Below are 25,711 nucleotides of genomic sequence, written 5' to 3' on the forward strand. Positions count from 1 at the left end.
TCGGGCGCTCAGGCCGTGCCGAGACCGCGTGCCAGACAGTTCCAGAACGCGGCCTCCAGCGCGTGCACGGCCGCCGCGCAGCGCACGGCGGCCACCGGGTCGTCCCCGCCGGCCAGGCCGTCCGCCAGCGTCGCCGTCGCCTGGTCCAGCAGGGCCTGCGGGGTGTCGGCGAAGAAGCGGAAGTGCTCCAGCGCCCCCTCCTCGATGCCGTACCGCGCCACCAGGGCATCGGCCACCCGGACATAGGTCAGGGTGGACTCCGCCACGTTGGCCAGCAGCGCCAGCGCGGTGTCGCTCGCGGTGCCGAACAGTGCCGCACGCGCCAGGTAGGCCGGGTAGGCCTGGGCGAGCGGCCGCGGTTCGTGGGCCCGCAGGTCCTTCGGCGTGCGGCCGAGCGCCGTCGCGAAGCCCCCGAGCAGTTCCAGGGCCTGGTCCTCGCCCCGGGCCATGGCCAGGAACAGGTCGCCCGCCGGGGCTTCGGGGAAGCGGGCGGCGAGGAGCGCGAAGCTGCGGCGGTCGCTGCTCACCAGGTGGTACAGCTCCCCGGCGAGCCACGTGAGCCGTTCCTCGGGCACACGGCCCTGTTCGAGCGCCTCGAGGAAGCGGTTGGGCTCGGTGTCCTCGGCGATCCGCAGCCGCGCCGCCTCCAGGACGTCCGTCACGGTGTTCACCGGCTCCTCCTCGTCGTTCCGCCGGCTGGCCGGCTGGTCCTCGGCGGTCCCGCCGGCCGGACGACCCGCCGCAGATTCGGTCCCGTCGCCGGCCCCGGCCGCTGCTCGGCGATCCAGGGCCCGTCGACGGAGACGTCCACCACTCCCTCCTCCAGCCAGGCGTGGCGGCCGTCCAGCACCTGGCCCGTCACCGCGCGGTCCGTCGCGTCGGTGTTCTCGCCGAGCCGGGCCAGCGACTCGGCCACCCGCAGCCGTGCCTGCCGGCAGAAGGCGTCGGCGAGTTCGCCCGGGGAGCCGTCGGCACCGCCCAGTGCCCGGGCGTAGACACAGCTCGCGGCCATGGCGTACAGCTCGGCACCGACATCGACGATCCTGCCGAGGAACCGCTGCCGCTCGTCGAGACCACCGGCCTCGCGGCCGGACTCGGCGGCGACCGCGGCGAGTTCGCCGGCGATACGACGGCTGGTCCGGACGACGAACTCCAGGTGAGCGTCGAGCACACCGCCGTGCCGGTACGCCGCCCCGTCCGGTCCGGCCGGGGCCATGGCACCTGCGGGCCCTTGCGCGCCCGCCACGTTTCCGGCTTGCGCTGTGTCCGTGACTTGCGCCGTGTCTCCGGCTTGCGTCGCGTCCCTGGCTTGCGCCGCCTCTCCGGTTCGCGCCGCGACTGCGGTTGGCGTTGTGTCTGCGGCTCTCGCCGTGTCCCCGGCTGGCGCCGCGTCTCCGGTCGGTGCCGTGTGCCCGGCGTGCCCCGGCTTCCCGGTCGCCGCGGTCTTCCGGGCGTCCGCTGTTTCCCCGGCCCGTGAGGTGGATCCGGCTTGTGAGGCTTCTCCGGTGCGTGAAGCTTTCCCGGTCCGTGCGGCCTCCTCGGCTTGGGCCGTTTCTCCGGTGTCCGCCCCCTTGCCGACGGCGTCCGCCGTATCCACGACGTCCGCCGAGGCCCGGTCGGGCGTCGTCTCCCGGGTACCCGCGGAGGTCAGGTGTGTCTCGATCAACTCCTGGGCCAGGAAGGACCGGAGTGCTTCGCTGGAGCCGTCGAAGATGCGGCCGACCCGGACGTCGCGCAGCAACTGCTCGGCCGGGACGCCGCGTTCGCCCCGGGCGATGGCCGACTCGGCGGTCTCGTAGCCCCGGCCGCCCCGGAGCTGCACCAGTTCGTCCGCGACGACGCAGGCCTGTTCCGACGCGAACAGCTTGGCCAGTTCGGCGTCCAGCCGGGTGTCGGCGTCGCCGGTCTCCGCGCGCCGGGCGATGACCTCGACCATCGCCTCCAGTGCGAAGGCGGTCGCGGCGATGAAGGACACCTTCCCGGCCACCGCGTCGTGCCGGGCGAGGGGCCGCCCGAACTGCACCCGGGCCGCACTCCACTGCCGGGCGATCCGCAGGCTCCACTTGGCCGCGGCGGCGCTGACGGCCGGCAGCGACAGCCGCCCGGTGTCCTGCGCGGCGAGGGCGATCGGGAGCCCCTCGCCCTCCGCGCCGATCCGGTGGCCCGCCGGCACGACCACCCGGTGCAGCCGGACGCAGCCGTTCTCCAGACCGCGCAGCCCCAGGAAGGAGTTGCGGCGCTCCACCGTCACCCCGGGCGCGTCCGCCTCCACGACGAACGCCGTCATACCTCCCTCGCCGCGCTCCCCGGCGGGTACGACGGCCATGACCACGAGCAGGTCCGCGATCACCCCGTTGGTGGTCCATGTCTTCACCCCGTCGAGCACATAGGTGTCCGAGTCCGGGTCGTACACGGCGGTGGTGTGCATGCGGAACGGGTCGTTGCCGATGTCGGCCTCGGTGAGGGCGAAGGCGGAGATCTCCCGTACGCACCGCGGCAGGAACGCCCGCTGCTGCTCGTCGGTCCCGAACAGCAGCAGCGGCTGGACCAGCCCGATCGCCTGGTGGGCGGCGAGCAGTTCGCTCAGCGCCGGATGCGTCGTACTGGTGAGCATCAGCGCGCGCAGGTAGCAGTGGGTGGACAGGCCCAGGCCGCCGTGCCGGCGCGGGAGCCGGATGGCGAAGGCGCCGATGTCCTTCAGTCCCTCGATCACCCCGTCGGGTACGCGGTCGTCGCGCTCGATCGCGGCGCTGTCGACCTCCTTCTCGCAGAAGTCCCGCAGGCGCGCGAGGAAACGCTCCTCCGCCGGATCCAGCCGGCGCGGATCGCCCGCGGGCAGCGTGAGCGCTTCCGTCCCCGGCCGGCCGAGGAACAACTCGGCGGCGAACCCCGGCCGTTCGGGGCAGGGCGGGGTCTGCGGCTGCGGCATGCCGTCCGCCGTCATGCCGCGGAGGCGGGAACGGCCTCGATGACCGACAGCGGTCCGGCCTGTCCCAGCCCGACCGACCGCACGGCGAACCCGGCCTCCTCCAGCAGTGCCCGGAACTCCCCTTCGGTGCGTTCCCGGCCGCCGGTCGTGACCATCATGTTGACGTCGGTGAAGTACGCGACGGGCGCGGAGGTGTCGGCGGTCTCGGGCAGGACGGTGCCGACGATCAGCAGGGCGGCGGATGCGGGGATGTGGGCCCGGACCGTGCGCAGGATCGCCCGCGCCTCGTCGTCGCCCCAGTCCTGGAACACGCTCTTGATGATGTACAGGTCGCCGCTGTCCGGCACGGCCTGGAAGAAGTCGCCGGACCGCACCTCGCACCGGTCGGCGAGACCGGCCTTGCCCAGGGTGGCGGGGGCCTCGGCGACACCGCTCGGACTGTCGAAGACGATGCCCCGCAGTCCGGGCCGGGCCTGGAGGATCGCGGTGAGCAGGGTGCCGTCGCCGCCGCCGAGGTCCACCACGGTGCCGGTCGCCGGGAAGTCGTGGCCCGCGGCGAGCTGCGCGGCCGAGAGCCGGGACTCCTCGCTCATCGCCTCGTTGAACAGGGCGCTGGTCTCGCCGTGCTGGGCCAGCCAGTCGTAGATGCCCGTCTCGTGGACGTGGTCGAAGGCGCGTTCGCCGGTGGTGACGGTGTGCCGCAGGCTCTGCCAGGACGTGAAGAAGACGGGGTGGCAGAACATCTTGGCGAACTTGTGCAGCGAGTCGGGGGAGTCGGAGCGCAGCTGGGAGCCGACGCCGGTCAGCGCGAAGCGGCCCGGCTCGGGCTCCTCGGCGATGCCGACGGCGGCCAGCATGCGCAACAGCCGCCGCAGCGAGGGCTCGTGGGTGCCGGTCGCGTCGGCCAGCTCGCGGCTGGTGCGCGTACCGGTGCCGATGAGGTCCGCGAGGCCCAGTTCGGCGGCCACACCGATGCCGTGCGCGGTCATGTAGCCGCCGATCCGCTCGATCAGGGCGGCACGGAGATCCAGTGCGCCGGTGGCGAGGACGTCGTGGGGAGTCGTGCTCATGGTCGTACTCCTTCTCGGTGGTGTCGCTCGGGGAAGGCCGGCCGGACTTCTCGCGCCGGCAGGGGGCGCCGGCGCGTGCGTGCCGGAACGTCAGGGGCGCCGGCCGGTCAGGCGGTGCCGGACCCAGACGTTGGGTTCGACGTACACGGCGTGGTCGTGGGTGGTGTTCACGGTGAGCGGGGTCAGGGCGCCGGGCAGCTCCACGGGGCCGTCGGCGTCCAGGGGAAGGCCGGTCCACTGCCGCCACTGGGCCAGGCTCCCCGAGATCGTCATGGACGCCGGGCACACCCGCAGCACCTCGCCGCCCGCCCGTACGTGCACCCGCAGCCAGGGGTCCTCGGGCAGCCCGTCGGGCCGGCGCCGCGCCAGGTACTCGGCCAGCGGCTGCCACGGGTACCGGTGCTTGCCGCTGGGCCGCACCGGGACCACCACGTCGCCGAGCCCCCGCTCACGCGCCCGGTCGGTCAGGGCGCGCAGGGTGTACCCGGACAGGTTCTGCGCGAGGCGGCCCGGGACGACGGCGATCTCCAGCGCGCACAGTGCGGTGGGTTCGCGGCCGGCGGCGGTGTCGGTCAGGCACTGGCGCAGCGTCTCGTCCCAGCCGGTGTCGGGCAGCCCGTCGGGGTCGCCGTCCCAGGCGAAGGGCACCGCGGCCGCCCTGGCCACGACGCGGTCCTCCTCGTCCAGGACGACGAGCTGGTACTCGGCGTGCCGGCGCAGCGCCCAGTCCACGAGGAGCGGTTCGGGGCGGATGTAGGCGGGCCACGACGACTCCATCATGATCATCGCCTCTTCCAGGTCGGGCCGCTCGGCGAGGCTGGTCACGCGCAGGCTGGTGCCGGTGGTGCTCATGAAGTCGCTCCCGTCGGTCCGCGTACGGTGGTGCTCATGGCCTGCTCCCGTCGGTGTGCGCGGGCACGGTGGCGGGCGTGGTCCTCACCCGGCGAGCCGGCGGGCGGGCAGCCGCTCGGTGGGCAGCGGCCGGGTCGCGCGCCGGCCGGCGAGCAGGGCCAGATAACGTGCCCGGGGGACCGGCCGCGCGCCCAGCAGCCGGACGTGGTCGCCGTCGCGCTGCACGTCGACGGCCAGCCCGCCGGCCGCGGCGAAGCGCCGGGTCAGGTCGGCGACCGCCGTCTTGCCCGCGCCGCTGCGCACGGTGAACTGCGAGTCCGCGCTGAACACGGCGCCGACCCGGATGCCGAAGGTGCCGCCGACCAGTTCGTCGCCCTCCCACACCTCGACGCTGTGCGCGTGGCCCAGTTCGTGCAGCACGCACAGGCCCCGCAGCAGGTCGTCGGTGAGCCACTGCTCGCTGCGCCCGGTACGGCACTGGCGGACCACCCGCTCGAAGCACATGTCCGCCGTCGTCGTCCACTCCGGGGTGCGGCGCAGTTGCCGGCGCAGGCTGCGCTGGAGCCGGGCCTCACGCACGGGGATGACGGGCCGCGGGTCGGGGGAGCACCAGGCGATGGAGAAGGGTTCCTCGCGGCCGGGCAGCACCTTCACCGCACCGGCGGCGACTTCGGCCTCGTGGAGCAGCTCGTTGACGATCCGCTGTTCTTCCGTCGCCGCCGGGAAGGGGTACAGGCCGCGCCGGTAGGCGGCGAGCAGGGACTGGGGTCCGAGGTCGCCCCCGAAGGCGACGGGCCCGTCCGCCGGGGCACCGAGGACGTCCAGGGACTCCCATGAGCCGCCGGTACGCGCCAGCGTATGGATGTACACGTCCGCCTCACAGGAAGTCGATGGAGGTCAGGTAGCGGATGTAGCGGTCCAGCAGCTCGGCGTCCACGGGCGGGATCTCGATGCCGCTGCCGCGCAGCGCCCGGTCGACGTTGTCCCGCGTGAACACGGGGAACGTCGTCTCCAGGTACATCTCGGCCACGCTCATCTCGCCGGTGGAGCAGCGGTCGATGAACAGCGGGGCGAACGGGGTCATGGGGTGGTCGGGCCGCTCGACCGCCATCCGGACGATCCCGTCGGTCCACTCCTCCCAGGGAACCTCGCGGATGCGGTGTCCGTGCGCCCGCAGCCGGTCGGCCAGCACGGAGACGTTCACCTTGCCGGGATTGGTCAGGTGGTAGATCTCGCCGGCCGGCAGCCTGCTCGACGCGATGTGCAGCAGTGCGGCGGAGTAGCAGTCCACCGGGGTGTAGTCCAGGGGCAGTTCGGCGACGGGCGAGGTACCCGTGTCCACGATGAACTTCTTCATCGCACACATCTCGGTGGCCGTGTTCCAGGCGCCGGTCGCGCGGTCGCCGGAGATGTCGGCGGCCCGGTAGACGGCGACCGGCAGGCCCTGCTCGGCCGCGTTCAGCAGCAGTCCCTCGGCGACCCACTTGCTCTCGACGTATCCCACGGACAGCCGCTCCGGATGGCCGAGCGGTGTCTCCTCGGTGACATGCCGGACGCCGGCGGTGCCGAAGCCGGAGATCACGGCCATCGTGGAGACATAGTGCACGGGGATGTTCCGGTACCGTGCCGCCATCCGCACGATCTCCCGGGTGCCCTCGACGTTGGCGGGGCGCATGTGTGCGTACGGGTAGATGAAGTTGACCAGTCCGCCCGGGTGGTGGATGACGTCGACCGTCCTGGCGAAGCGGTCGAACTCCGCCTCCGTCAGCCCGAGGCGCGGCCGGCCCAGGTCGCCCGGCACCGCCGAGATCCGCCCGGACGCCACGTACCCGGCCAGGTCCTCGGCGAGATAGCGTCGCGCGGTGTTCTGGATGCGCTCGACGGCGTGCCGGGCGTCGCGTGCCCGCACCAGGCAGTGCACGGTGGCGCGGGTGGTCCGCAGCAGGTCGCGCAGCAGGTGGACGCCCAGGAAGCCGGTGGCCCCGGTGAGCAGGACATGGGCCGGGTCCGCCCACGCGGTCTCGGTGGGCCGTGCCCGGACCGGCACATCGACGGCGGTGTCCGCCCGCAGGTCGGCCGGGGCCGTGCCGTCCGCGCCGAGCGTGCCCGCCCGGGCCGACTCCACCGCCGCGGCGAAACCGCGCAGCGTGGCGTCGTCGAGCAGCAGCCGGATCAGGGGGCGCACCTGGGTGATCAGGACGCCGAGGGAGGCCCGCACCTTGGCCATCAGCTCGGCCGCCAGGATCGAATTGCCGCCGAGGTCGAAGAAGTTGTCGCCCGGTTCCACCGACTCCACGCCGAGCACCTGGCACCACAGCCCGGCGACGGCGCGCTCGACCAGGCTCGCCGGGGGCGCCCCGGCACCGGTCGCCGGCCGGTCCGCGGGCAGCTCGGACGGGTCGGGCAGCGCGGCGAGGTCGATCTTGCCGTGCGCGGTGGTCGGCATCGTGTCGAGCTGCACGAACCGGGCCGGGACCATGTAGGCGGGCAGCCGGCGGGCGGTGAAGGCGCGCAGTTCCCCGGCGTCGAGCCGGTGCGGGGTGCGACGGGCGGTGAAGTAGGCGACGAGCTGGTCCTCCCCGCGGTGGGTGAAGGACGTCACCGCGGCGTCGTCGACGAGGTCGTGCGCGGACAACGCGGCCTCGATCTCGGCCGGTTCGACGCGGAAGCCGCGGATCTTGAGCTGCCGGTCGGCCCGCCCCACGATCTCGAGGTTCCCGTCGGCCGTCCAGCCGCCCAGATCGCCGGTACGGTACAGGGTCCCCGCGTCCGCCGCCGCGCCCGGCAGGGTCACGAACCGCTCGCGGGTCCGCGCCTCGTCGCCGAGGTAGCCCTGGGCGACGCCGGGGCCGCCGAGATAGATCTCGCCGTGCCGCCCGGCCGCAACCGGGCGCAGCCGCTCGTCCAGCACCCGCACGACGGTGCCGGGCAGCGGCCGTCCGACGGGTGCGGGGCCCCGGTCCGGCAGCGCCTCGGGGGTGATCTCCATGGTGCAGGAGGTGATCGTCGTCTCGGTCAGCCCGTAGGCGTTGACGAGGCGGGAGCCCGGCATCAGCCGCAGGGCGGTCCGGCAGTCCTCGGCGTGCACCGCGCTGCCGCCCACGATGGTGAGCCGCACCGGCAACTCGACGGGCTCGCGGGCCAGTTCGGCGAGGAAGGCACGCCAGTACGGCGGGGTCAGATCCATGACCGTGATGCCGAGCGACACCAGCCGGCCGGGCAGTTCGCTCGGTGCCCAGGCGTACTCGGGCAGCACGAGGGCCGCGCCGCTGAGCAGGGTGTTGAGGATCTGCTCCAGGGAGGTGTCGAAGGAGATCGCGGCGAACTGCAGCACCCGGTCCTCAGGCCCGACGCCGTAGCGTTCGTTGACGCTGTGGCACAGATGGGCGAGGGAGGCGTGGGCCACCGGTACGGCCTTCGGGGCTCCGGTGGAACCCGAGGTGTAGATGACGTACGCGGTGTCGTCCGGCCCGACCTGGGCGGCGGGCCCCGGGCCGGGGGAGTCCCCGGCGCCGGCGGCCCCTGGGTCCAGGGTCGTCACCGGCAGCCCGGTGAACCGGCCGGTGTGCTCGGGGCGGGTGACGGCCACCGCGCAGCCCGTCTCCTTGACATGGGCGGCGAGCCGGTCCCCGGGGACGCCCGGCTCCACCGGGAGATAGGCCGCCCCCGCCTTGAGCGTCGCGAGGAACGCCACGACGAGGTCGATCGAGCGCTCCAGGTGGACCAGGACCACCGCTCCGCTCCCCGCTCCGCGCGCCCGGAGCTCCCGGGCCAACCGGCCCGAACGCGCGTCGAGTTCGGCGTAGCTGATCCGGCGGCCGTCGTGTTCCACCGCTGTCGCCTCGCCACGAGCCGCCGCCACCGCGGCGAAGCGCTCGTGTGCGTACGGCTTCCCGATGATGTCCATGGGTCCTCTCGTCCAGTGCGGGTATGAGAACGCTGACCGTCCGCCGGCGTGCGTGAGCGCACGGCGGACTCGTGCCTGGGATTGCGCCGGCCCTGGGTGAACGGGCAGCAGGCCGGGGTGCCGGTGTGCAGTGAATCCGTTGGCTACGGGCGGGAATTCAGAAGGAAGAAGTCACCGCGCCCGGCAGGCGGCGGGCGCGCGGACACGGCTCGGCGACCACACGGAAGGGGGTCGGCCGGCTCCGGGGAACCGGGCGGGCGAGCCGATCGGCCACGGAGGTGTCAGAGTACGTGTTCAGGGTGCCCCGGCGCCGTCACAGACAGCGGGGTGCGGTCGCGCTCGGTTCCTGCATCGTGGATGTGCCCATCGTTGCCGTCCCCCATCTTCAACCGAACGTCAGTTGCTGTGCCCGGGTACTCGACCTGGCGCCGACTGTGCTCTGTTGCGACCGTGCAGAGGTAACCCTACGGGGGTAGGCGTTGTCAACGGGGAAGATCGCTTTTCCGGAGAGCGGAACCAGGTATGGGGAGGGAGTCACGCGGGGAAAAAGAGAGAAGTGAAGCCGCTCACACCGGTGCCTCGCGCGGAAGGCGGGGGCCGGTAATCGGGCGACAATCCGATGCGCCACTCGGGCCGGGCCGCCCCCTTCTCCGTGCCCGAACACCTTGCTTCCCCTAGGGGGTATGGGTATAAGAGAAGTGGCACAGGACTCCAATCCGTATGCGGGAGCGGCTTTTGCGCGACTTCTCCGGACCGGCCGGGACCGGCCGTACCCCGCTCCCCTTTCGGAAATGCCAGGACCGGGCTGTCGTCGCCGATGCCCGGGCATTGGCGTCCGGTTAACCGGCGATTATCCGCGACATTCCGGGCGTCGGCCGTGAGATATCCGGAGGCCGGCCCGGTCTCCCGTACCACGTTCCGCCGCGCCGTTCCCGGTACCACCGCCCAGCCGTCGCCCGGCCGCACCTGGAGAACGCCATGAGCCACCTTCCCTCCCGGGGCATGTCACGCCCCTCGGCACGGCCCCGGGCCAGGCGGCGACCGGCGACAGGGTCACCGACGGCGGACGCCCCCGATCGCGCCGGCCGCCCGCCCGCGATGACGCACGGCAGCAGAAAGGCACCCCATGTTCGACGACCTCGACGTCCGCGCCCTGTCCCGCCGCCCCGGTGCCAAGTGGAGCCGTGCCGAGCCGGACGTCCTTCCGGCCTGGATCGCGGAGATGGACTTCCCGCCCGCCCCGGCCGTGCGCGAGGCCCTGCTGCGGTGCGTGGACAGCGACCTCGGCTACCCGTCCTGGGACGGACGGGCCGCGGAGAACCCGTTGCGGACCGCCTTCGCCGAGCGCATGCGTACCCGCCACGGCTGGCGGCTCGACTCCGCGCACGTACGGGAGTTCACCGACATCAACCAGGGCCTGCAAGCCGTGCTGAACGCCGCCACCCGGCCGGGCGACGGGGTCGTGGTGCACACCCCGGCCTATCCGCCGTTCCTGGAGACCATCGCGAGCATGGGCCGACGTCTGCACCCGGTGCCCTGCGCCCCGGACGGAGCTGGCTGGACGTTCGACACCGACCGGCTGGACCGGGAGCTGCGCGAGGGCACCTCCCGGGTCCTGCTGCTGGTCAACCCGCACAATCCGACGGGCCGGGTGCTACGCCGCGAGGAACTGCGGACCCTGGCCGAACTCGCGCTCCGGCACGATCTGCTGGTCGTCGCCGACGAGATCCACGCCGACCTGGTCCACGACCCGCACCGGCACCTCCCCTTCGCCTCCCTCGGGGACGAGGTGGCCGCCCGCACGGTGACCCTGACCTCGGCCACGAAGGCGTTCAACGTGCCCGTCGTGCGCTGCGCCGTCGCCCATGTCGGCGCGGCCGGGGTGCGCGAGGCACTGGCCCGCCCCACCCACCTGTACGGCGAGCCGAACACCTTCGGGGTCGCCGCCACCCTGGCCGCCTGGGAGCACGGGGACGACTGGCTGGCACGGCTGCGGCAGGTCCTGGCCCGCAACGCCGCACTGGTGCGCGACGGGCTCCCGGCCGGCGTCGGCTACCGGATGCCCGAGGCCACGTTCCTCGCCTGGCTGGACTTCCGCGAACGGGAGCCGCACCCCGACCCGCACACGTTCCTCCGGGACAAGGCCCGGGTGCTGCTCAACGACGGCCGCGCCTTCGGACCGGGCGGCGAGGGCTTCGTACGCCTCAACTTCGCCACCTCCCGGGACATCCTGGAGGACATCCTGCACCGGATGCGTCGGTGTCTGCCCTGACGTACCCGGGCCGCGCGGACAGACGGCGGTGGGGCGGACCCCCTGGTCCGCCCCACCGCCGCGGTGTGGTTCAGGCAGCCTTGAAGCGGCGCAGCCGCAGGCTGTTGCTGACCACGAACACCGACGAGAACGCCATCGCGGCACCCGCGATCATGGGGTTGAGCAGCCCGCTCGCGGCGAGCGGCAGGGCGGCCACGTTGTAGGCGAACGCCCAGAACAGGTTGCCCTTGATGGTGCCGAGGGTGCGCCGGGCGAGCCGGATGGCGTCCGCCGCGACCCGCAGGTCCCCCCGGACCAGGGTGAGGTCGCCCGCCTCGATGGCCGCGTCCGTGCCGGTGCCCATGGCCAGCCCCAGGTCGGCCTGTGCCAGCGCGGCGGCGTCGTTGACGCCGTCCCCGACCATCGCGACGGCGTGTCCCTCGCCCTGGAGACGCTTGACCACGTCCACCTTGTCCTCGGGCATGACCTCCGCCATCACCTGGTCGATGCCCGCCTCGGCGGCCACGGACCGGGCGACGCTCTCGTTGTCCCCGGTGAGCAGGACCGGGGTCAGCCCGAGCGCCCGCAGCCGCCGGACGGCCTCGGCGCTGGTCTCCTTGATGGCGTCGGCGACCTCCAGCACGGCGCGCGGCTCGCCGTCCCAGGCCACCGTGATGACCGTACGGCCCGCGGCCTCGGCGTCGGCACCGGTCCGCGCCAGCGCGGCGGGCAGCTCCATGGACCGCTCGGCGAGCAGCTTCTGCCGGCCGACGAGGACGCGGTGCCCGTCGACGACGCCCTCCACCCCGAGCCCCGGCAGGTTCCTGAAGTCCCGCGGGACGGGCAGGGTGCCGACCCGGTCGGCGGCACCCGCGGCCACCGCCTGCGCGACGGGGTGCTCGGAGGCGTGCTCCAGCGCGCCCGCCAGCCGCAGCACCTCGCACTCGTCCACGCCCTCGGCCGGGTGCACGGCCAGCAGGCTCATCCGGCCGGTGGTCACGGTGCCGGTCTTGTCCAGCACGATGGTGTCGACCTTGCGGGTCGTCTCCAGCACCTCCGGCCCCTTGATGAGGATGCCGAGCTGGGCACCGCGGCCGGTGCCGACCAGCAGGGCCGTCGGGGTGGCCAGGCCCAGGGCGCACGGGCAGGCGATGATGAGCACCGCGACGGCGGCGGTGAACGCCGCCGTGGCGCCCGCGCCGTTGCCGAGCCAGAAGCCGAGGGTGGCCACGGCCAGGCCGATCACGATGGGCACGAAGACGGCGGAGATCCGGTCGGCGAGCCGCTGCGCGGCGGCCTTGCCGTTCTGCGCGTCCTCCACCAGCTGCGCCATCCGGGCCAGCTGGGTGTCGGAGCCGACGCGGGTCGCGCGGACGACGAGCCGGCCGCCGGCGTTCAGGGTCGCGCCGGTGACGGCGTCGCCCTCGCCGACCTCCACGGGCACGGACTCACCGGTCAGCATGGAGGCGTCGACCGCCGAACTGCCCTCGACCACCGTGCCGTCGGTCGCGATCTTCTCGCCCGGCCGGACGACGAACCGGTCGCCCACGGCCAGGTCCTCGATCCGGATCCGCTCCTCGCGGCCCCCGCGCACCACGGTGACCTCCTTGGCGCCCAGCTCCATCAGGGCCCGCAGGGCGGCGCCCGCCATGCGCTTGGAGCGTGCCTCGAAGTACCGGCCCGCGAGCAGGAAGGCCGTGACCCCGGCCGCGGTCTCCAGATAGAGGTTCCCGGCGCCGTCCGAGGGGGAGATGGTCAGCTCGAAGCCGTGGGTCATCCCCGGGGTGCCGGCCGAGCCGAAGAACAGCGCCCACAGGGACCACAGGAACGCGGCGGCGGTGCCGACCGAGATCAGGGTGTCCATGGTGACGGCGCCGTGCCGGAGGTTGGTGAAGGCCGCGCGGTGGAAGGGCCAGGCGGCATAGGTGACCGCCGGAGCCGTCAGGGTGAGGGAGAGCCATTGCCAGTAGTCGAACTGCCAGGCGGGCACCATCGCCAGGACGATGACCGGCACGGCCAGCACCACGGCGGTGACGAGCCGCTCGCGCAGCGGGCGCAGCTCGTCGTCCGCCCGGCCGCCGGTCTCGTCCGCCGCGCCGCCTTCCGGAACGGCGGGCGCGGGCGGCGCCGCGGTGTAGCCGACGGCCTCTACGGTGGCGATCAGGTCCGCCACCTGGAGGACGGGGGAGTAGGTGATCCTGGCCTTCTCGGTGGCGTAGTTGACGGTGGCCTCGACTCCCTCCATGCGGTTGAGCTTCTTCTCGATCCGGGCGGCGCACGAGGCGCACGTCATCCCGCCGATGTTCAGCTCGACTTGGGCCAGGTCTTGGGTGGTTGTCGCCATCATGCTCCTCGGCAGGGGACTGCGGGGCCGGCGGACCAGGAGGCTGACCGCGGCTGGTTGCATACCCCTACAGGGTATCGGTAGAGCTATATATACCCTCGCTCCCACCCGGAGGCAAGCCCGGGAGGGAGCGTCGGCCCTATGCAGCCAGGGGGTGTGTCCGCCGAGGGCCCGGTCCGCGCGCCGGTGCGGGGCCAAGTCGCCCGGCGCTGCCGCGCATTCCCATGTCGCGCCGGGTATGACCGGTCGGTCGCGGGTGGTTGGCAGGGGCCGCGGGTATCTTGCTGGAGGGAGCGCGCCGCGCTGCGGGGCATCCCTCGGGAGAGGGAAGGGAAGCGGAGTCATGGCGGGGCAGAAGAAGCACAAGGATGACGTGATGATGCGGCTCCGCCGTATCGAGGGCCAGGTCCGCGGCCTGCAGCGGCTGGTGGCCGAGGACACGTACTGCATCGATGTCCTCACCCAGGTGTCCGCGGTGACCCGCGCGCTGCAGTCGTTCGCCCTGCAGATGCTCGACGAGCACATGGCCACCTGCGTGAGCAACGCGGTCGCGGAGGGCGGCGAGGAGCGCGAACGGAAGCTGAAGGAGGCGTCCGACGCGATCGCGCGCCTGGTGCGTTCCTGACGGATCTCCGTGGGGCGGCGGTCGGTGCCACCGACCGCCGCCCCACGTACGTCTCCTGCCGTGCGCGGACTCCCGCCCGGCATGTCGCGCTGCCGACGGGCGAGTTCCCCGAGGCGGGCCGGCGCGCGCCCTTCCGGCTCCCCGCACTCCCGGCCCGGGGCTTGTCCCGGCCTCCGCTCGCCCCTAGGGTCGTCCGCGTACGCTAGCAAGCGCTTTCCATGGTCGCCGTGACTCCCCGGCTGCCCGGCTTCCATGGCGGCCCGCGTCCTGTCGATCCCCGAGGAGCGCCGCATGTCCCTGCCCGCACCCCGCCGCCGTGCCGCCGTGATCGGCACCGGCGCCATCGCCACCGGCGGCCATCTGCCCGCGCTCAGAGCCCACGGCGAGCGCGTCGAACTCGTCGCGGCCGTCGATCCGGACGAGGGCAGGCTGGACGCCTTCCGGCAGCTCGCGGGCGCCCGGGTCGCCGGGTTCACCTCGACCGCGGCCATGCTGGACGAGGCCCGGCCGGACCTCGTGCTCATCGGCACCCCGCCCGCGCTGCACCGGGAGCAGACCGTGGCCGCGCTCGAGGCGGGCGCCTGGGTGCTGTGCGAGAAGCCGCTCTGCCTGTCCCAGGCCGAACTGGACGACATCGCCGCCGCCGAGGAGGCGTCCGGCGCCTTCGCCGCGGTCGTCTTCCAGCACCGTTACGGCTCGGGCGCCGCACACGCCCGCGACCTCCTCGCCCGCGGCGAACTGGGCGCCCCGCTGGTGGCGCACTGCCAGACCACCTGGCACCGGGACGCCGCGTACTACGCCGAGCCGTGGCGCGGCCGGTGGGCCACCGAGGGCGGGGGACCCACCATGGGCCACGGCATCCACCAGTACGACCTGCTGCTGCACCTGCTCGGCGAGTGGGAGGAGATCCGGGCCATGGCGGCCCGCCTGGTCCACGACATCGAGAGCGAGGACGTCTCCACCGCCCTGGTCCGCTTCCGCGGCGGCGCGCTCGCCACCGTCGTCAACAGCGTTCTGTCCCCTCAGGAGGTGAGCCGCATCCGGATCGACTGCGCCGACGCCACGGTGGAGCTGACCCACCTGTACGGACACGGCAACGACGACTGGGTCTACACCCCGGCCCCGCACGTCGACCCCGAGCGCGTCGCCGCCTGGCGCGCCCCCGCGCGGAACGTGCCCAGCTCGCACACCGCGCAGCTCGGCGCCTTCCTCGACGCCTACGACCAGGGGATACGGCCGCCCGGCAGCGGCCAGGACGCCCGCGCGGCCGTGGAGTTCGCCGCCGCGCTGTACAAGGCGGCGTTCACCGGGCTGCCCGTGCGCGCCGGCGAGATCGGCCCCGGCGACCCCCACTGGACGGCCATGCACGGCGGCCACCCCGACTGGGCCCCGAAGGAGCCCGCGTGAGCATCCGCGTCAGCCACGTCCACGGCGAACACCTCGCGGTCCAGGCGCCGAACGGCACCGAGATCCTCCGCTACGTCTACCGCCCCGACCCGGACCCCTTCGAGTCCCCCAAGCCCTACGCGCACCCCGTCCGCACCCTCGCCGGGCGTACGGTCACCGGGTACCGCCCGAGCGACCACCGCTGGCACAAGGGCGTGCAGATGACGGCCAGTCACCTGTCCGGGCAGAACTTCTGGGGCGGCAACAGCTATGTGCCCGGCCGGGGTTATCTCGCCCTGCCCGACCGGGTCGGCTCCATGCGCCACGACGGCTTCACCGCCCTCGACGTCGAGGACGAACGGCTCACCGTCACCGAGGAGTTGACCTGGGTCGCGCACGGCGGGCAGGAGTGGGCCCGCGAGGAGCGCCGCATCGGGGTCCACTCGGTCGACGAGGAGGCCGGTGCCTGGGCGCTGGACTGGTCGATCAGGCTCACCAACATCCGCGCCGAGCCGCTGGTGTTCGGCTCCCCGACCACGGCGGGCCGCGAACTGGCCGGGTACACCGGCCTGCAGTGGCGCGGCCCGCGCGACTTCACCGGCGGCCGGGTCCTCGCACCCGGCACCGGGGACGCCGACGCCGGTGACCTGATGGGCGGTCAGGGGCCCTGGCTGGCCTTCACCGCCGAGCGCGACGAGACCGACGGGCACTCCACGCTGGTCTTCGCGCACGCGCCGGAGAACCTGGACGAGGCGACGGCGGTCCACGCGTCCCACTGGTTCGTCCGCGCCGAACCCATCCCCTCGGTCGCCTTCTCCTGGGCGTTCTTCGAGGAGTTCGCCCTGGCGCCGGGGGAGTCCTTCGGCTACCGCTACCGGCTGGTGATCGCCGACGGCGCCTGGGACCGGGACCGGATCGCCGCCCACCTGGAGGCCCTGCCGTGGTGAGACAGCCGGAGTCCCGGCTGCCCGGCGTGTGCGGCGGCAGCCCGCACCCGCACCTGGTGCGCACCGAGGCGTACGTCATGACCTGCGGCCCGGGCGCGGTGCAGCCCCTCGGCCCCGACGGCTACCGGGACATGTCCCTCGGACCGGGCACGGTCGCCCGGTTCACCCCGAGCACCGTCCACCGCACGGTGCGGGGCGGCGGGCCGCGCGTCACCGTGCTGAGGGAGAACAGCGGTCTGTCCGAGGCCGGGGACGCCGGTCTTCGCCCTTCCGCCCGAGGTACTCGCCGGTCCCGGGGAGCTACGCGGCGGCGGCCACGCTCCCGCCGGACACCGGCCCCCGGACGGAAGCGGCGGCCCGGCGGCGCGGGGACCTCGCGGCCGAGGGCCTCCTCGTGCTGCGCGAGGGCCTTGCCGCCGGGGACGCGGGCCCCGGGGACGCGGGCCCCTACCGGGACTTCCAGCGCACCGCCGCCCGCCTGGTCCGCACCAGGGTGCCCCGCCGGCGCGCTCTGGCGCGCCGGCGCCCCTGGCCACCGCGGAGCGCGCCGGCGCCCGGCTCGACGCGCCGGAGACTGGAGATCGGCGAGCCGGCCCACCTCGGGGACGTGACCGCGTGCCGCGCCGGACCCACCCGGCCGGTCACGGCATGCGCGGCCGCGGGTACACGCTGCCGGGCACGACACTGCCAGTGCCCGACGGCACCTGAGGGGCCGGTCCGGCCGCGCGGACGGCGCGGGACTCAGGGCGGCCGACGCCGGTTGACCAGGACCGCGCCGAGGAGGGAGACCGCCCCGCCGGCCAGGCCCGCCACGGTGGGCAGTGTGTGCAGCAGGACCAGGGCGACGAGGATCGTGAGGACGGGCAGCGCGTACAGGGCCGAGGTCATGGCGGAGACACTCAGCCGGGTCATGGCGTGGTTCCACAGCAGATACGCGACGGCCGCCGGGAACACGCCGAGGTAGCCGACCACGGCGACGCTCGCGGGGGAGGCGGCGGGCAGCTCGTGGGCGAGCCGGCCCGCGTAGGGGAGCATCACCACGGTCCCCAGGACCGTCACGACGGCGTTGAACTCCGTCGAGCCGTACCGCCCGAGCAGCGGCTTCGAGAGCACGAAGTACACGCTCTCGGCGAGCGTCGCGGCGAGGACCCAGAGGGCGCCGGCATTGACCCGGAGGCCGGCCTGATCGGCGAAGAGCATGACCACCGTGCCGGTCGCGCCGAGGCCGATGCCCGCCCAGCCGACCGCCGCCACCTTCTCGCGCAGCACGACCGAGGCCAGGACGGTGCTGACCACAGGGGCCTGGCCGACGAGGAAACCGGCCGTTCCCGGGCTGACCGTCGACTCCCCGTAGGTGACGCCCAGGTTGTACACGACGATCACCAGCAGGGCGCACAACAGCAGCAGGGGAAGATCGCGGACCGGTGGGGGCCTGAGCGGGCGGCGGGACGTGGCCGCCCGGACCACCACGACGCTGACGGAGGCGACACAGAAGCGCAGCAGCACCAGGGGGCCGGGGCTGAAGTCGTCCAGGACCGCCTTGATCCCCACGAACGCGGACGCCCACAGGACGAGGGCGGCGCCGAGACAGGCCCAGATCCGCGCGGAGGGGGTGCCCTCCACCCCCTCACCCGCCCCAGCGGACACAGCGCCGGCTCCGTCGGTTCACACGACGCATACTTTTTGCCGGCTCGACGCCGCGTCCAGGTGGTTTCAGGCCGTTGCGGCCTCATCGGGCGCGGTGCCCCGGAACGCGGCACGGACCGAGGCCGCGGACCGCCGGGCCGGGGGCAGGCCGCCCGGCCCGGTACGGTCACACCGCACGGCGTGGGCTCACAGCGCCGGACCGCTCGTGTCGCCCGGCGCGATCCGGCCGCGCCACGCGCCCGACTCGGCGCCGCGCTCCTCGATGTACTCCTTGAACCGCTTCATGTCGCCCTTGACGCGGCGGTCGAAGGTGCCGATCAGATCCCCGGCCTTCTCCACGGCCCCGCTGGGCTCGATGTCCATGACCAGCTCCACCCGGGTGTGGGTGTCGTCCACCCGCTCGAAGCGGACGCTGCCCCGCTGGCTGGTGTCGCCGCCGACCGTGCGCCACGTGATCCGCTCGTCCGGGAGCTGGTCGACGATCTCGGTGTCGAACTCCCGCCGTACCCCGCCGATCTTCGTGGTCCAGTGATTGTGCCGGTCGTCCAGCTGGGTGACCTCCTCGACGCCTTCCATGAAGTTCGGGAAGCTCTCGAACTGCGTCCACTGGTTGTAGGCGGTGTGCACCGGAACGCCGACTTCCACCGCTTCCTTGACCGTGCTCATCTCCACGTCTCCGTTCTCACTGGTGTGATCTCCCGGGCCGTCCGCCCGTGCGGACGGCCCGGCCGGGGTCTGCCGGGTACCCGGGGAGCCGAGGGTCATGGCACCGACTTCGATCATCGCTGCCGGCCCGCCGGCGCACCCGGGCCGCGCCCGGTGCCCGCCGCTCGGGGGAGGGCCGGCGGGGTGCGGAATCCAGCCACCGGCCTCCTCTGGGGGTCACCGCCCTGACGTGGTGTTTTACAGTGTTTGCCACCAGTTCAGGGCAACAGGACCTGTGAGGAATTCGCGAACATGCCGACCGAGACGTTTGAGTTCCAGGTAGAGGCCCGTCAGCTGCTCCAGCTGATGATCCACTCGGTTTACTCGAACAAGGATGTCTTCCTGCGGGAACTCGTCTCCAACGCCTCCGACGCGCTGGACAAACTGCGGCTGGAGAAGCTCTGGGACGACTCGCTCGAAGCCGACACGTCCGATCTGCACATCGAGATCGACATCGACAAGGACGCCCGTACCCTCACCGTGCGCGACAACGGCATCGGGATGTCGTACGACGAGGTCGGGCGCCTCATCGGCACGATCGCCAACTCGGGCACCGCGAAGTTCCTCGAGGAGCTGCGCGAGGCCAAGGACAAGGCCGGCGAGGACGGGCTCATCGGCCAGTTCGGCGTCGGCTTCTACTCCGGCTTCATGGTCGCGGACGAGGTCACCCTGCTGACCCGCCGGGCCGGCGAGAGCCAGGGCACCCGCTGGTCCTCGCGCGGCGAGGGCACGTACACGCTGGAGAAGGTCGACGACGCGCCGCAGGGCACCTCGGTCACGCTGCACCTCAAGCCCGCCGACCCGGAGAACCAGCTCCACGACTACACCTCCCCGTGGAAGATCCGGGAGATCATCAAGCGGTACTCGGACTTCATCACCTGGCCGATCCGCATGGTGCCCGACAAGGCCGGCGAGAGCGACGAGACGCCCGAGCCCGAGACGCTCAACTCCATGAAGGCCCTGTGGGCGCGGCCCCGCGACGAGGTGTCCGACGACGAGTACCACGAGCTGTACAAGCACATCGGCCACGACTGGCGCGACCCGCTGGAGACGATCCGGCTCCAGGCCGAGGGCACCTTCGAGTACCAGGCCCTGCTGTTCCTCCCGGGCCACGCGCCCCACGACCTGTTCACCCGCGACTTCAAGCGGGGCGTGCAGCTGTACGTCAAGCGCGTGTTCATCATGGACGACTGCGAGGCGCTGCTGCCGCCGTACCTCCGCTTCGTCAAGGGCGTCGTGGACGCGGCGGACCTGTCGCTGAACGTGTCCCGCGAGATCCTCCAGCAGGACCGCCACATCGAGATGATGCGGCGCCGGCTGACGAAGAAGGTCCTGTCCACGGTCAAGGAGATGATGACCAAGGACCAGGAGCGCTACGGCACCTTCTGGCGGGAGTTCGGCACGGTCCTGAAGGAGGGACTGGTCACCGACACGGAGAACCGCGACGCCATCCTCGCCGTCGCCTCCTTCGCCAGCACCCACCACGACACCGAGCCGACCACGCTGAAGCAGTACGTGGAGCGGATGAAGGACGGCCAGGAGGACATCTACTACCTGACCGGCGAGTCCCGGCAGAGCATCGAGAACTCCCCGCACATGGAGGCGTTCCGGGAGCGGGGCATCGAGGTGCTGCTGCTCACCGACCCGGTCGACGAGGTGTGGGCCGACGCCGTCGGCGAGTACGAGGGCAAGAAGCTGCGCTCCGTCGCCAAGGGGCAGATCGACCTCGACGCCAAGGACGAGGACGGCGCCGACGAGGACCGGGAGAAGCAGAGCGAGGAGTACGCCGGGCTGCTCGGCTGGATGAAGGAGCGGCTGGACGAGGACATCAAGGACGTACGGCTGTCCTCCCGGCTCACCGTCTCCCCGGCCTGTGTCGTCTCCGACGCGCACGACCTCACCCCGGCGCTGGAGAACATGTACCGCGCGATGGGCCAGGAAGTGCCCCGGGCCAAGCGGATCCTGGAGCTGAACCCGGACCACCAGCTGGTCAAGGGCCTCAACCAGGCGTACAAGGAGCGCGAGGACCGTACGGAACTGGCCGAGACCGCCGAGCTGCTGTACAGCCTGGCGGTGCTCGCCGAGGGCGGCCAGCCCAAGGAGCCGGCCCGTTTCGTCAAGCTGATGGCGGACCGTCTGGAACGCGCGCTGTAATCCCCCCGGCGGGCCCGGGCCGCGCGGCCCGGGCCCGCTCCGGTCTTCGCCGGGCACACCGGCCGCGTCGGCCGAGCCCGGGTGTCGCCCGCCGTCCGGGCCGGTCAACGGGATCCGTGGGTCAGAAGGCCCCGAGGTCGGCGGACACCCAGTGTTCGGGGCGCATGGAGATGATGACGTGCTCGCCGAGCCGGGTCCGGTCGTACTCCACGAACGCGGCCACCTTGTCCTCGGGGAGATACCGCGCGGCCATCTCCCAGGACAGCTCAGGGCTGTCCGGATCCGTCGCGACGACCGGGCCCTCCACCGACACGTAGCGCACGGTCGGCTGGATGCGCTGCACCAGCAGGCTGAAGCGCCCCGCCGAGCGGATCGCCCGCCCCTTGCGGGAGTCGGGCCCGGTACGCACCCACAGGTCGCCGCCCGGCGTGTACTGGTACCAGATGGGAACCGTCAGCGGGGCGCGGTCCGGGTGCTCGACGACCGACAGCGCGCCGATGTGCGGCTCCGCCAGGAACAGTTCGCGTTCTTGCCTCGAGAGTGCCACCGGCCGACCCTAACCCGCTGTTCCGGCCCGGACAACAGGCCGCAGCGGAGCCGGGGGTGTCAGTCGGTGCCGCGCTCCAGGACCCGGCGGGCCGCCTCCGCCTCCGCCGCCGGCGGGGACAGTTCGTCCAGGGTGTCCAGCTCGTCGTCGGCTTCCAGCTCCCGCGTCCAGGCCGCCGCGAGCCGCTCCTGTTCCTCGCGCGGCCGCGCGCCGACGTCCTCCCGGTGACCGGGGTCCAGCGCCGCCAGGAATCGTTCGACCGGGTCCGTCGGCATGCCGTGCTCCTTGTCGCCGCGTGGGGTGCCGCTTCCGGCCAGCATGGCCAACCCGGTGCGCGCCCGCCGCCCGACACGGGCCCGGTCCACCCTGATGGCCCTGCCGCCCGCCCCGGCCGCCCGAGGGCCGCCGTCAGCTCTGCCGGGCGTGCACGGACGCCTGGGCGACCTCGTCCGGACACCTCCGGTGCGGCGTGCGCCGCCGATCGCGCCGCCAGTCGAACACCGCGAGGGCCAGGGAGGCCGCCATGCCGGCCAGCGCGGCACCCAGCGCGACCACGAGAGCGCCCCGGTAGTCGCCGCCGCGGCCGAGCACCAGGTAGAACAGGCCGGGCAGCGCGGCCGTGCCCAGCGCCGCGCCCAGCCGCTGCCCGGTCTGCAGCGCGCCGCCCGCCGCGCCCGCCATGCGCACGGGTACGTCCCGGAGGGTCATGGTGATGTTGGGGGAGACCACGAAGCCGCCGCCGACGCCGCCGAGGAAGAGCACCGGCGCGGCGACCCAGGGCGCGAGCTCCAGCGGCGCGAGGCGGAGCAGCAGTGCCGTGCCGCCCAGGCCGGCGATCACCCCCGCGAGACCGCAGACGGTGAGCAGGCGGCCGTACCGCTCCACCAGCCGGCCGGAGACCACCGCCGCGCACGCCGAGCCGAGGGCGAAGGGGGTGACGGCGAGGCCCGACCGGAGCGGGGAGAAATCCAGCCCCCGCTGGTAGAAGAGGGCGAAGACCAGCCACACACCGCTGAACCCGACGAAGTACAGCGCGCCGATACCGGCGCCGACGGCGTAACCGCGCACGGTGGTGAACAGGCGCGGGTCGAGCAGCGGCTGGGCGTCCCGGGCGACGAGACGGCGCTGCCACCCGGCGAAGACGGCGAGCAGCGCGGCACCGGCCGGGAACAGCCACCACAGGCGCTCGATGCCACCGGACTCCGCCAGCACCAGCGGACACATCAGCGCGAGCACGCCGAGACCGAGGAGCAGGACGCCGGGCAGGTCCACCCGGCCCCGCCCCGAACGCCGGGTGCGCGGCAGCAGGCGCCGGCCGAGCAGGACGGCGAGGATGCCGATGGGAACGTTGACGTAGAAGATCCACCGCCAGCCCTGGGCGCCGGAGGCCAGGGCGAGGATGGCCCCGCCGGTGATCGGGCCGGCGGCCGAGGATATGCCCACGGTGGCACTGAAGAAGCCGAAGGCGCGGCCCCGCTCGGCGCCGCGGAACATCTGCTGGATGAGCGCCGAGTTCTGCGGGGCCATGAAGCCGGCCGCCAGGCCCTGGGCGAGCCGGGCCGCCACCAGCAGCGTGATGTCCGGGGCCGCGCCGCAGGCCGCGCTGAAGACCACGAAGCCGCCGAGGGCCAGCAGGAAGATACGGCGCCGGTCCAGGGCGTCGCCGAGCCGCCCCGCGGTGACCAGGGCGAGGGCGAAGGTCAGGGCGTATCCGGACACCACCCACTGCACCTGCGCCGGAGAGGCGTGCAGGGCGCGCTGGACGGTGGGCAGGGCGACCGCCACGATGGTGACGTCCAGCAGGCTCATGAACCCGGCCACCTGCGTGACCCACAGGGCGCGCCAGCGCTGCGGATCGGGCTCGTACCCGCCCCCGCGGGCGTCCGGCTCCTGACCGCCCGCGGCCGGCGTCGACGCTGTCACCTGGACTCCTCTCCGCCGAGGCCACCGAGGCCACCGAAACCGAAGCCACCGGGGCCACCGGGGCCACCGGGGCCACCGGGGCCACCGGGCGGACCAAGTTCCCCCGCCCCTGCCCGGCACACCTGTCCGGCTCATACCCCCAGCCTGCTCCGGGCACCCGGCCGCCGGTCCCCGACGAGGCACCGGACGGACAGCTCACCTAAACTGACCGCATGAACACGAAGAGTGACGAAATACTTCCGATCCGTGACCGCCCCCCGCTGGCCCGGGGCACCGCCCTGATCTGCGCGGCGGCCGCGGCCGGAGCCCTGCTCACCGGGTGCGGCACCGGCACCGGCGGCGAAGCCGAGGGGAGCGGCGCCGCCGACGCCGCCCGGGCCGCCGCGACCTCGCCCGCGCCGTCGGACACGGGCAACCTCACCGAGGACCAGAGGGAACGCAAGGCGCTCGTCCCCCAGGCCAAGACCGGCTACGAGCAGGCGCTGAGCGCGGCCGTAGGGGCCGTACCGGACTCCGAGCCGGTGTCCGTCGAACTCAAGGGCCCGCCCGGGAGCCCCCGGTGGGAGGCCGAGGTCGCCATGGACGACGGCACCGCCCACACCGTCTCCGTCGACGCGATCGGCGGAAAGGCCGGCCGCGCGCGGGCCAAGGACGAGGACGGCGACGACAAGCGCGAACTGGCGGACCTGCTGAAGAAGGCCACCGTCACCCCGCAGCAGGCCGCGCAGACCGCCACGGGCAGGACCAAGGGCACCGTCACCGCCGTCGAACTCGACGACACCGACGGAGGTGCCCCGAAGTGGTCCGTCGACGTCGTGACGACCGACGACTGGAACAAGACGACCTTCGACATCGACGCGACCAACCGCAAGATCCTCCGCGAGCACGTCGACCGCGACTGACGGACCGGCCGCCAGGGGAGCACGGCTCCGCACCGCCCTCGGGCAGGGTGCGGAGCCGCCTCACCCGCGATCCACGGGGCCCGGATCTCAGGTCTCCCGCAGCGGCGCGTACGCCGTCTCGTCCAGCCCGAACGTCCAGGCGACCCCCTGCCGTGCCGTCCGGGTCGACGGCGCTACCCGCAGCCAGTAGGCGCGGTGCGTGCCGTCGGGCTCCGGAGTGGAGTTGAGCACCTCCACCATCACCACCGGCTCGTCCCGTCGAGGTCGATCCGCCACAGCGTGCCGGTCCCGTCCCGGTGCGGCGGACGGGCCGCCGAGTCCGCCAGACAACGGTCGTAGCCGTAGAACTCCAGCATCACCCGGCGCAGTTCGGCGTTCTCCTCCGCCCGGACGCGCTCCGGGGTGAGCGTGCGCGGCTCCGCCACGAAGGACGCGTCGACCGGCATGCGCCAGCGCGGGACCGTCGCCGCAGTCGAGCCGGCCCGCCTCGTCCCGGTACAGCGCCTCCGGACCTTCGCAGACGACGGCCACCCGCGCGAACGGCCACCACCACCCCGCGCTGCGGCACACCTCGGCCAGCCCCTCCAAGGGTCCCTCCCTGCCGTCGAACGCCGCGAGCCAGGGCGCGTCGTGCTGCCCCAGTACCGCGTCCAGCAGCGCGAGCCGTGTCTCCGGTTCCTCGCCCAGCTCCCCCAGCACACCCGCCCGGACGCGGTCGACGAGCGCCTGGTTCAGACTCCACAGGCGTGCACCGGTGGCCGACCAGCGCGCCGCCCAGCCGGCCGCGCCCAGCCCCTCGTGCAGCAGCCGGCGCCGGTCGGCCCACGGCGCGCCGCGCACCGCCTCGCGCACGCTCGGCCCCTTGTCCGGCAAGGACCGCACCAACGCGACCCCTCGCACGGCGAACTCGCCCACAGCACGCGCTCCGGCTCCGGCAGCCCCGCCAGGCGGTAGGCCGCACGGACCCCCGCCTCGGCCGGTCGGCCGGCCGCGTCGAGACGGCCCACGCGCGCCACTCCCCGGCCATGTCCCGCCTCGCGTCCTCACCTGCCACCGGCGATGCCTCCCACCGCGTCACCCTCCGCTCCCCTCCGCTCAGTCGGCCACGATCCGCACGGAACCGGGCACGTACTCCCGCTGCCGCACCACCCGGCACCACCCCGCGGGCAGCGCTATCGGCGCGTGCTCCTCGTGCACCACCCGTCCGCCCCTGGGCAGCCGCAGCGGCATCGGCCCGGACGGGCCCGGCTCCCGCACCAGTTCACCCGGCCCCACCACCGCGTGCGCGTGCCCCGTGACCTAGCCCAGGGCCAGGACGAGCCGGCCCCGACCGTCCCTGCCCTCCCGCGGCGCGCCCGCCACATGAGCCGGAACCGCCTCCTCGGCGACGGGCACGAGCAGCACGTCTCCCTGCCGGTACATGAACGCCCCCCTCCACAGCGGCGCACACCGCGCCGCCCGCGTGCCACCGGCAGTAGGACCCGCCACTGACAACGCTCCCGCGAACGGGCCCCGCCGCCCG

General features: G+C 73.5%; 18 protein-coding genes and 2 pseudogenes. 6 read left to right on the forward strand and 14 right to left on the reverse strand.

The window, feature by feature from the left end; translation table 11 throughout:
* Positions 1-8 precede the first annotated feature (8 nt).
* The 6 genes from AB0E62_RS02350 to AB0E62_RS02375 form a co-directional block, all read right to left on the reverse strand.
* Positions 9-671 (reverse strand): hypothetical protein, encoded by a 663-nt coding sequence (locus tag AB0E62_RS02350; RefSeq protein ID WP_362186773.1) that lies wholly within the window; start codon positions 669-671, stop codon positions 9-11.
* Complete coding sequence (locus tag AB0E62_RS02355; protein ID WP_362186776.1) at positions 668-2,944, reverse strand: acyl-CoA dehydrogenase family protein; 2,277 nt, start codon at positions 2,942-2,944, stop codon at positions 668-670. The genes AB0E62_RS02350 and AB0E62_RS02355 overlap by 4 nt, the downstream gene beginning before the upstream one ends.
* Positions 2,941-3,999: a methyltransferase gene (locus AB0E62_RS02360; RefSeq protein WP_362186778.1), complete on the reverse strand. Its 1,059-nt coding sequence runs from the start codon at positions 3,997-3,999 to the stop codon at positions 2,941-2,943. Before AB0E62_RS02360 ends, AB0E62_RS02355 begins: the two co-directional genes overlap by 4 nt.
* Positions 4,000-4,089: 90 nt before the next feature.
* The gene (locus AB0E62_RS02365; protein WP_362186781.1) at positions 4,090-4,851 is read right to left on the reverse strand and encodes an N-acetyltransferase; all 762 of its coding nucleotides are present in this window, start codon (positions 4,849-4,851) and stop codon (positions 4,090-4,092) included.
* An 84-nt stretch (positions 4,852-4,935) separates the two neighbouring features.
* Positions 4,936-5,721 carry a leucyl/phenylalanyl-tRNA--protein transferase gene (locus AB0E62_RS02370; RefSeq protein ID WP_362186784.1) on the reverse strand — a complete coding sequence of 262 codons (786 nt, stop codon included), beginning with the start codon at positions 5,719-5,721 and terminating at the stop codon, positions 4,936-4,938.
* Between the two features lie 7 nt (positions 5,722-5,728).
* Positions 5,729-8,758: an amino acid adenylation domain-containing protein gene (locus tag AB0E62_RS02375; RefSeq protein ID WP_362186787.1), complete on the reverse strand. Its 3,030-nt coding sequence runs from the start codon at positions 8,756-8,758 to the stop codon at positions 5,729-5,731.
* Between the two features lie 1,126 nt (positions 8,759-9,884).
* Between AB0E62_RS02375 and AB0E62_RS02380 the strand changes: the two genes are divergently transcribed.
* The gene (locus AB0E62_RS02380; RefSeq protein WP_362186790.1) at positions 9,885-11,030 is read left to right on the forward strand and encodes an aminotransferase class I/II-fold pyridoxal phosphate-dependent enzyme; all 1,146 of its coding nucleotides are present in this window, start codon (positions 9,885-9,887) and stop codon (positions 11,028-11,030) included.
* 70 nt (positions 11,031-11,100) lie between these two features.
* On the opposite strand, the gene AB0E62_RS02385 is transcribed toward AB0E62_RS02380, so the two are convergent.
* Positions 11,101-13,353: a heavy metal translocating P-type ATPase gene (locus tag AB0E62_RS02385; RefSeq protein ID WP_362186967.1), complete on the reverse strand. Its 2,253-nt coding sequence runs from the start codon at positions 13,351-13,353 to the stop codon at positions 11,101-11,103.
* Between the two features lie 343 nt (positions 13,354-13,696).
* On the opposite strand from AB0E62_RS02385, the gene AB0E62_RS02390 reads away from it, so the two are divergent.
* The 3 genes from AB0E62_RS02390 to AB0E62_RS02400 all read left to right on the forward strand — a co-directional run bounded on the left by AB0E62_RS02390 (position 13,697) and on the right by AB0E62_RS02400 (position 16,311).
* Complete coding sequence (locus AB0E62_RS02390; protein ID WP_181795595.1) at positions 13,697-13,978, forward strand: metal-sensitive transcriptional regulator; 282 nt, start codon at positions 13,697-13,699, stop codon at positions 13,976-13,978.
* 291 nt (positions 13,979-14,269) lie between these two features.
* Positions 14,270-15,385: a Gfo/Idh/MocA family oxidoreductase gene (locus tag AB0E62_RS02395; RefSeq protein ID WP_362186793.1), complete on the forward strand. Its 1,116-nt coding sequence runs from the start codon at positions 14,270-14,272 to the stop codon at positions 15,383-15,385.
* Positions 15,382-16,311: a PmoA family protein gene (locus AB0E62_RS02400; protein WP_362186796.1), complete on the forward strand. Its 930-nt coding sequence runs from the start codon at positions 15,382-15,384 to the stop codon at positions 16,309-16,311. The genes AB0E62_RS02395 and AB0E62_RS02400 overlap by 4 nt, the downstream gene beginning before the upstream one ends.
* 741 nt (positions 16,312-17,052) lie before the next feature.
* Here the strand turns inward: AB0E62_RS02400 and AB0E62_RS02405 are convergent.
* Together AB0E62_RS02405 and AB0E62_RS02410 are read right to left on the reverse strand one after the other, a co-directional pair.
* The gene (locus AB0E62_RS02405; RefSeq protein WP_362186799.1) at positions 17,053-17,958 is read right to left on the reverse strand and encodes an EamA family transporter; all 906 of its coding nucleotides are present in this window, start codon (positions 17,956-17,958) and stop codon (positions 17,053-17,055) included.
* Between the two features lie 186 nt (positions 17,959-18,144).
* Positions 18,145-18,624, reverse strand: coding sequence for an SRPBCC family protein (locus tag AB0E62_RS02410; RefSeq protein ID WP_362186802.1), 480 nt, complete (start codon positions 18,622-18,624; stop codon positions 18,145-18,147).
* 291 nt (positions 18,625-18,915) lie between these two features.
* On the opposite strand from AB0E62_RS02410, the gene htpG reads away from it, so the two are divergent.
* The gene (gene htpG, locus AB0E62_RS02415) at positions 18,916-20,817 is read left to right on the forward strand and encodes a molecular chaperone HtpG (RefSeq protein WP_362186805.1); all 1,902 of its coding nucleotides are present in this window, start codon (positions 18,916-18,918) and stop codon (positions 20,815-20,817) included.
* 121 nt (positions 20,818-20,938) lie between these two features.
* Here the strand turns inward: htpG and AB0E62_RS02420 are convergent, their stop codons facing one another.
* The 3 genes from AB0E62_RS02420 to AB0E62_RS02430 all read right to left on the reverse strand — a co-directional run bounded on the left by AB0E62_RS02420 (position 20,939) and on the right by AB0E62_RS02430 (position 23,287).
* A complete protein-coding gene (locus AB0E62_RS02420) occupies positions 20,939-21,364 on the reverse strand; it encodes a pyridoxamine 5'-phosphate oxidase family protein (protein WP_362186808.1) in 426 nt (141 codons plus the stop codon).
* A gap of 59 nt (positions 21,365-21,423) precedes the next feature.
* Positions 21,424-21,639: a hypothetical protein gene (locus AB0E62_RS02425; protein ID WP_362186811.1), complete on the reverse strand. Its 216-nt coding sequence runs from the start codon at positions 21,637-21,639 to the stop codon at positions 21,424-21,426.
* Between the two features lie 133 nt (positions 21,640-21,772).
* Positions 21,773-23,287, reverse strand: a complete 1,515-nt coding sequence (locus AB0E62_RS02430; protein ID WP_362186814.1) for an MFS transporter — start codon at positions 23,285-23,287, stop codon at positions 21,773-21,775.
* 212 nt (positions 23,288-23,499) lie between these two features.
* Between AB0E62_RS02430 and AB0E62_RS02435 the strand changes: the two genes are divergently transcribed.
* Positions 23,500-24,189 carry a PepSY domain-containing protein gene (locus tag AB0E62_RS02435; RefSeq protein WP_362186817.1) on the forward strand — a complete coding sequence of 230 codons (690 nt, stop codon included), beginning with the start codon at positions 23,500-23,502 and terminating at the stop codon, positions 24,187-24,189.
* An 87-nt stretch (positions 24,190-24,276) separates the two neighbouring features.
* Here AB0E62_RS02435 and AB0E62_RS02440 read toward each other — a convergent pair.
* Both AB0E62_RS02440 and AB0E62_RS02445 read right to left on the reverse strand, forming a co-directional pair.
* Positions 24,277-25,216, reverse strand: a pseudogene (locus AB0E62_RS02440) (DUF6745 domain-containing protein).
* Positions 25,217-25,284: 68 nt separating this feature from the next.
* Positions 25,285-25,611 (reverse strand): annotated as a pseudogene (locus AB0E62_RS02445) (hypothetical protein).
* Positions 25,612-25,711: the final 100 nt, after the last annotated feature.

It is taken from the genome of Streptomyces sp. NPDC038707, assembly GCF_040636485.1.
In the GTDB taxonomy this organism is placed as follows: Bacteria; Actinomycetota; Actinomycetes; order Streptomycetales; family Streptomycetaceae; genus Streptomyces.

What these genes read in the sequence shown, in the direction of transcription:
- AB0E62_RS02385 (WP_362186967.1), bottom strand. Translation starts at nt 13,353, where the DNA reads ATGGCGACAACCACCCAAGACCTGGCCCAAGTCGAGCTGAACATCGGC.
- AB0E62_RS02410 (WP_362186802.1), bottom strand. Translation starts at nt 18,624, where the DNA reads ATGAGCACGGTCAAGGAAGCGGTGGAAGTCGGCGTTCCGGTGCACACC.
- AB0E62_RS02435 (WP_362186817.1), top strand. Translation starts at nt 23,500, where the DNA reads ATGAACACGAAGAGTGACGAAATACTTCCGATCCGTGACCGCCCCCCG.
- AB0E62_RS02355 (WP_362186776.1), bottom strand. Translation starts at nt 2,944, where the DNA reads ATGACGGCGGACGGCATGCCGCAGCCGCAGACCCCGCCCTGCCCCGAA.
- AB0E62_RS02375 (WP_362186787.1), bottom strand. Translation starts at nt 8,758, where the DNA reads ATGGACATCATCGGGAAGCCGTACGCACACGAGCGCTTCGCCGCGGTG.
- AB0E62_RS02360 (WP_362186778.1), bottom strand. Translation starts at nt 3,999, where the DNA reads ATGAGCACGACTCCCCACGACGTCCTCGCCACCGGCGCACTGGATCTC.
- AB0E62_RS02395 (WP_362186793.1), top strand. Translation starts at nt 14,270, where the DNA reads ATGTCCCTGCCCGCACCCCGCCGCCGTGCCGCCGTGATCGGCACCGGC.
- AB0E62_RS02425 (WP_362186811.1), bottom strand. Translation starts at nt 21,639, where the DNA reads ATGCCGACGGACCCGGTCGAACGATTCCTGGCGGCGCTGGACCCCGGT.
- AB0E62_RS02380 (WP_362186790.1), top strand. Translation starts at nt 9,885, where the DNA reads ATGTTCGACGACCTCGACGTCCGCGCCCTGTCCCGCCGCCCCGGTGCC.
- AB0E62_RS02390 (WP_181795595.1), top strand. Translation starts at nt 13,697, where the DNA reads ATGGCGGGGCAGAAGAAGCACAAGGATGACGTGATGATGCGGCTCCGC.
- AB0E62_RS02365 (WP_362186781.1), bottom strand. Translation starts at nt 4,851, where the DNA reads ATGAGCACCACCGGCACCAGCCTGCGCGTGACCAGCCTCGCCGAGCGG.
- htpG (WP_362186805.1), top strand. Translation starts at nt 18,916, where the DNA reads ATGCCGACCGAGACGTTTGAGTTCCAGGTAGAGGCCCGTCAGCTGCTC.